Annotated in this window: 4 protein-coding genes and 3 pseudogenes; all 7 read left to right on the top strand. The window is 35.7% G+C overall.

Annotated features, from left to right (window positions below):
• Window positions 1-92 (top strand): annotated as a pseudogene (locus tag HMPREF2542_RS09540) (ABC transporter ATP-binding protein); the annotation flags it as partial.
• Window positions 73-2,055, top strand: a complete 1,983-nt coding sequence (locus HMPREF2542_RS04325) for an ABC transporter permease (RefSeq protein WP_070484404.1) — start codon at window positions 73-75, stop codon at window positions 2,053-2,055. The pseudogene HMPREF2542_RS09540 and the gene HMPREF2542_RS04325, both read left to right, overlap by 20 nt.
• A 148-nt stretch (window positions 2,056-2,203) precedes the next feature.
• Window positions 2,204-3,070, top strand: a complete 867-nt coding sequence (locus HMPREF2542_RS04320; protein ID WP_058670257.1) for an ABC transporter ATP-binding protein — start codon at window positions 2,204-2,206, stop codon at window positions 3,068-3,070.
• A 1-nt stretch (window position 3,071) separates the two neighbouring features.
• Window positions 3,072-3,847 (top strand): annotated as a pseudogene (locus HMPREF2542_RS04315) (ABC transporter permease); the annotation flags it as partial.
• Between the two features lie 205 nt (window positions 3,848-4,052).
• Window positions 4,053-4,232: pseudogene (locus tag HMPREF2542_RS10125) on the top strand (LytTR family transcriptional regulator DNA-binding domain-containing protein); the annotation flags it as partial.
• On the top strand, window positions 4,222-4,647 hold the full coding sequence (locus HMPREF2542_RS04310; RefSeq protein ID WP_261674377.1) for a DUF3021 domain-containing protein: 426 nt from the start codon (window positions 4,222-4,224) through the stop codon (window positions 4,645-4,647). The pseudogene HMPREF2542_RS10125 and the gene HMPREF2542_RS04310, both read left to right, overlap by 11 nt.
• A gap of 201 nt (window positions 4,648-4,848) precedes the next feature.
• Window positions 4,849-4,977, top strand: coding sequence for a hypothetical protein (locus HMPREF2542_RS10120; RefSeq protein WP_006269823.1), 129 nt, complete (start codon window positions 4,849-4,851; stop codon window positions 4,975-4,977).
• Window positions 4,978-5,149 lie beyond the last annotated feature (172 nt).

Genomic DNA, 5,149 nt, shown 5'->3' with positions numbered 1-5,149 from the left:
ACAAGACGGAGCGGCAGATGTTCCAAGAGATTTCAGATACCTTAACAGTCATGGCAAGCGAGGTGGGCGATTATGTTCAAACTAACCAATAAACTTGCACTTTCAAACTTGGTAAAAAATCGGAGCTTATACTATCCCTTTGCTCTGGCAACCATTGTAGCGACAGCAATTTTATATAGTTTTGTATCGTTAGCTTATAGTCCTAATCTGGAATCTACTTATGGTGGATCGGCTGCTCGTACGACCTTGCAATTTGGAATTTGGGTAATTCAGATTGCCGTCTTGATTCTCGTGACCTATGCCAATAGCTTTGTCATGAAAAATCGCTCCAAAGAGCTGGGAGTTTACAGCATTTTAGGAATGGAAAAGCACCAGTTGCTTCTGATGACCTTCTTTGAACTGTTTTATTTTGCTTTAGTAACTGTGGGGCTAGGACTTGGTTTGGGTCTCGTTTTAGACAAATTATTGTTTGCTGTTCTATTGAAATTTATGGGTCTGAAAGTCGTCATTGCTTCAACTTTTCAATGGTTGAATGTCTTTACTGTTCTAGTCAGTCTGAGTGTTGCCTTTGCGATCATTCTCTTGTTAAACTCTATACGCCTGCTTCGTTACAGCTCACTTCATTTGATGAGAGAAAAGAAAGCTGGAGAAAAAAAGGGACGCTTCCTTGGCTTGCAAACATTCCTAGGACTGGGGCTGCTAGCTATGGCTTATTACATTGCCCTCACAGTTGAGAAACCAGTTGCCGCAATTTTGAATTTTTTTATCGCAGTTCTCATGGTTGTGCTAGCAACTTATCTCCTCTTTAATGCAGGAACGATTACACTATTGCAATTTTTAAAGAAAAGAAAAAGATACTACTACAAAACGCAGAATTTTATTTCGGTTTCTAATTTGATTTCTCGTATGCGCAAGAATGCAGCTGGATTAGCAACGATTTCCATTCTTTCAACCATGCTCTTAGTAACACTGGTGGGCTCGCTTAATATTTATGTTGGCGGGAAAGATTACATGACTTCTTTGTATCCAAAGGATTACAATATCTCAATTACAGGTGAAACAACGACAGATAAAAATGCTGCAATTTTACAGGCGGTAAAAGACATCGTGCGCAAAAAGGGAATACGCAATGCTCAGTATGAAGATTATAGTTATCAAATTTCCACTATTTCAAAAATCAAGGGAAACCAATTAACAGTTTCTGAAAATACAAAGCAACTAGGCATAGAAGAAGCTCAAAAAATGTTTGGAGGTTTTCTTATTATCAGTCGTCAAGAATACGAAAAAATGACAGGAAGGAAAGTTCATTTATCTGATGATGAAGCGCTCCTTTATACCAAAAATCTTCAAATCAATCAAAAACAAGCTCTCACAATCAACGGAAAATCATGGAAAATAAAAGAGTATCTGACAACAGATTTCACACATGGAAAGATTAGTACTGACTTTAACTTCATATCACAAAAATTTATCTATATGGTGGTTAATCAGCCTAATCAAATTGGTCTTAAAGAAGCCTACACTTATTTTATAGGTATTCAATCTTCTGATAAAAAGGTCAAACTTCAAGAGAGTCTTTTCGATGCGATTCATGAGCGGCAAGGTCAAGAAAAAGGAGGCATTGGTGTTTCTGAACGTAAAAGGATTGAAAAAGAATACCAAGGTGTAACAGGGACTCTCCTCTTTATTGGTATCTTCTTATCAGTAATTTTCTTGCTGGGAACAGTATTGGTTATTTACTACAAACAAATTTCTGAAGGATACGAAGACCGGGAAGGATTTGTTATTTTGCAAAAAGTCGGTTTAGATGAAAAGCAAACCAAGGCAACCATTCGCAAGCAGATTTTAACAGTCTTCTTCTTGCCACTTATTTTTGCCTTTCTTCACATTGCTGCTGCCTTTCACATGTTGCAGCTGATTGTAGCCCTCTTAGGCGCAACAAATGTACCACTTTTAATCCAAACAACCATTACAACCTGCGGGATTTTCCTACTCGTTTATATTCTTGTTTTCATGTTAACATCTAGAAGTTATCGAAAAATCATAGCAAGATAAGCGTTTTAAACCATTCGTCTTTTGACGAGTGGTTTTATCTTGCAATTTTGACCTCTTATCTATTCCAGAGAACCTCTTATCTAAAAATGCGAGATTTTTTTAAAACTGAGGAGTATGATAAGCTTATAAAGTTTATTGGAGGAATGTTATGATACTAGAAACACGACATCTTAGTAAAATTTATGGTAACAAGAGAGCAGTTCATGATCTGAATCTTCAGATTGAAGCAGGTAGTTTTACGGCTATTTTAGGGCCAAATGGTGCTGGAAAGTCCACAACAATTCAAATGTTAACCAGACTTTTACAACCTACAACAGGAGAGATCTTGTATAATAGTAACATTAAATTAGGCGTTGTTTTCCAAAATAGCGTTTTGGATGATATGCTAACAGTACGAGAAAATTTAGACATTAGGGCAGGTCAATATAATAGGATTGACAAAGGAAAAGTTGATAGTTTAATTGAGCAATTAGGGTTGAAAAAATTTTCAACACAATTATATGGGACTTTATCAGGTGGGCAAAAGCGACGAGTAGATATCGCACGTGCTTTATTGAATAACCCAGATGTTCTCTTTCTTGATGAACCAACTACAGGTTTAGATATTCAAACTAGGAAAGCCATTTGGGAGCTGATTCACCAGTTGCAAATAAAAGAGAAGATGACGGTTATCTTAACCACTCATTATTTAGATGAAGCAGATGATGCAGATATGATTTATATTGTGGATTATGGGCAAGTCATTGCCAAAGGCTCTGCTGATCAAATTAAGGAACAATACGCCCAGAATTTTCTGAAGGTATTTGTGACGAATTCTGCTGACTTTAAAGAAATTATGGAAGGAAATATTTCTTTTGAGGAAGTCAGACCAAATGAATTTTTGATACATCCAGAAACGACAGGAATGGATTTAGGACTTCTAACACGTGGTCGTTCTTTTATTCGGCAATTTGAATTTCGCCCAGGAACAATGGATGACGCATTTATGTCATTAACAGGAAGAGAGGTACGTTAACATGATGATGCTAATGAAAAGAAATATTTTGCTCTATTTTCGTAATCGTAGTGGGGTAATTTTATCGCTTCTTGGCGCGATGATTTCCTTTATTTTGTATTTAGTCTTTTTAAAAGTAAATATCAAGGATTCATGGAGTCAGGTTCCTCATAGCAATCAATTATTGGATTCGTTGCTGATTAGTGGAACGCCTGCCATTACAGGATTGACCACGACATTTTCCAGTTTCTCTCAACTAGCAAAAGATAGAGAAAGCAAAGTAACACAAGATTTGATTCTGACAGACTTGGGACGTTGGGGCTTGTCTATCAGTTACCTTCTGAGTACGACCTTTATTGGAGTTTTGATGCAAATCATTATGTTTGCTGTCATGGAAGACTACTTTATCTGGGAAGATCAGATTATCTTTGATTGGACTTTGCTGCCTCAGATTCTCCTTATTATGGTGCTCAATGCACTCTTATGTTCTATTTTTAATGGTATTCTTGTGAATCGTTTCAAATCAGTGGATACGCTTGGAAAGTTAGCAACGATTATCGGAGCTGCTTCTGGCTTCTGAGTTGGAACTTACATTCCAATAGGAGTTCTGCCATCGTTTGCTCAAATGATTATGAAATGTACCCCCTCTACTTATGTTGCGTCTCTCTTTAGGCAAGTAATGATGAAAGATAACTTAGCCACTACTTTTCATCATAATACAGCAGCGCAAGATTATTTTAAAAAGATGATGGGGATTCAATTAAAATGGGCACCTTATTGACAACGAAAGAAACATACTCCCCCTGTTGCTAGTTGATTTTGCTTCACAAAAAAGCCCATTTGGTGTACACTGCAAGTGAAGAAAAAAGCAGAGAGGTAAACCAAATGGACACTTTCCATTATACACCGAGTCGTCATCCTCTTCAACTCAGTATGCCACAGCTTCGTGAAGTCTGATGTGACTTATATCAAAAGATCGCTCCTGATGAGCTGGTTCATTGTCAGTCGGATTAATCGTAAAAATTTTATTCAGATTTCTAAACATGCTGTTATCAATATTGACCATTTACTATCATTGTCGGATAGCTTTTCGGGAAGTATGACAACTTGATTGACGAACAATATTAAATCAAGTGTTAGTCGAATATACATCAGATTACTAATGGATTATCTTGGTTTGTAGAAAGGAGCAAACATTAAAAATTGTAGTATCTATGCTAGAAGGTCTACGTACTGGTTCCTTAGCTTATTTACTTGTCTTGGCTTTTCGTATTCAGCAATCACCAGTGACAACTATTAATATCATCAGCATCTTGATAATGAGTGCTTTGATTGGTTTGTTTACTTTGCTATTTGAGGTTGACCATTTTTCTTATTTGCTACAGTTGACGATTCATTTTTTTCTTACTTTAATGGTGGTTAGTGTCATGATGGTCTATAATGGTTGGGCTTTTAATCTGGCACGGACTGAATTTTGGCTGGATTTTATTGTTATTTATATTTTAATTTGGCTATTTGTTCGATTAGATATTTATCTAAAAATGAAGAAAATCAATGTGACACTTGTAAAATTAAGAAGAAATCGTACAAGAGAATAAGTTCGATATTGTGGTTATATTCAGAAGGCTGAGGACACATGTTCAAGCCTTTTTTCTTACAAAAATGTAAGTTTTTAGAGCCTAAATGAAAGGTTAAGTTATGGTAAGGCTGTGCTTGGAGTTGTATCATATAAATGTAAAGAAAAACAGAAAGTTTATAAGAATTTCTGATGACATTCAACTTTTACAAGGAGGCAGATCATGAAAACAAATTTATTAAAGAAAAAATCCATTGCAAGAACAGAAAAGATTTCCAAAGAGGAGATTGAAAAGACAAAAATGGGTTGTGCAACTAGTCAATATTATTTCTGGCTGCAATATAGTCATTGAGATATACCTTTGATATCAGTACAGATTCAAGCAATCTTACAAAAATGTAAGATAAAGTGAAAAAATGAAAGGTTAAAGTATGGAAAGTTGCTTTTCTTTTCAGTATGATAGTCTTATAAGAAATTGTTAGGAGAAAAAGATGACATTATTAGATGTTCAACATGTTAAAAAG

Source organism: Streptococcus sp. HMSC034B05 (assembly GCF_001809055.1).
Taxonomy (GTDB): domain Bacteria; phylum Bacillota; class Bacilli; order Lactobacillales; family Streptococcaceae; genus Streptococcus; species Streptococcus constellatus.
This window is presented reverse-complemented; position numbering and strand designations above follow the sequence as displayed.

Excerpts from the sequence above, each read along its gene's own strand:
- HMPREF2542_RS10120 (WP_006269823.1), top strand. The coding sequence starts at position 4,849 with ATGAAAACAAATTTATTAAAGAAAAAATCCATTGCAAGAACAGAAAAG.
- HMPREF2542_RS04325 (WP_070484404.1), top strand. The coding sequence starts at position 73 with ATGTTCAAACTAACCAATAAACTTGCACTTTCAAACTTGGTAAAAAAT.
- HMPREF2542_RS04320 (WP_058670257.1), top strand. The coding sequence starts at position 2,204 with ATGATACTAGAAACACGACATCTTAGTAAAATTTATGGTAACAAGAGA.